Annotated in this window: 1 protein-coding gene; it reads right to left on the bottom strand. The window is 47.7% G+C overall.

The genetic code is table 11. The features are described from left to right. A partial coding sequence (locus K5E19_RS23275; RefSeq protein WP_221553291.1) for a 2-hydroxycarboxylate transporter family protein occupies positions 1–490 on the bottom strand: 490 nt, incomplete at its 3' end. Positions 491–685: the final 195 nt, after the last annotated feature.

The following is a 685-nucleotide window of genomic DNA, read 5'->3' as shown; positions in this document are numbered from 1 at the left end:
TTTCACCGCACAGCATCGGGAAGAAAATGCGCAGGAAGCCCTGAATCAGCACCGTGCGATTCATGCTCATGATGCTGCCGACAATGATGCAGCAGATGTAGAGATAAAGAATGTTGGTGGATTTGTAGAACTTGGTCGTGGACTCGACCACCACATCCGGCAGCAGACCGTAGTACACCATCGCTGACGGAATAAAGGTGGCGCAAATTGCCGCCGCACCGAGTTTGCCGACAATCGGCAGACGCTTGCCGAACTCACCGCAGGCAAAACCGAAGAACGCCAGCGTGGCGACCATCACAACAATATCGCTCGGCAGTTTACCGCCCAGACAATCCACGGCGATCAACGCACCGGCTAACACAAACAGCGGCAGGGGAATGATCCCTACTTTCCAGGTATCCATAATGTGCCACCAGCGCTCTTTAAGCGACGGCCGCTGAATTTCAATCGGGTCGTGGGTAACAGAGAAAGAATCGTCAGTAGTGCTCATAATTAAGCCTCTTGGTTATTTGTACGTTCAGCTTAGAGTCACAAAGGCTTACTTTATGTGAGGAAAGGCATATTAAAACCGAAGTTTTTATGGCCTCTATGGTTTTAATGGTTTCTTTTATTTAATGTGATTAACACCTTATTTATGGCCGTGGTTTTTATGGTTTCTTTTCCGGAATGTACAAACAAATAACAT

The sequence above is a fragment of the Enterobacter sp. RIT637 genome (assembly GCF_019718755.1).
Classification (GTDB): Bacteria; Pseudomonadota; Gammaproteobacteria; order Enterobacterales; family Enterobacteriaceae; genus Enterobacter.
This window is presented reverse-complemented; position numbering and strand designations above follow the sequence as displayed.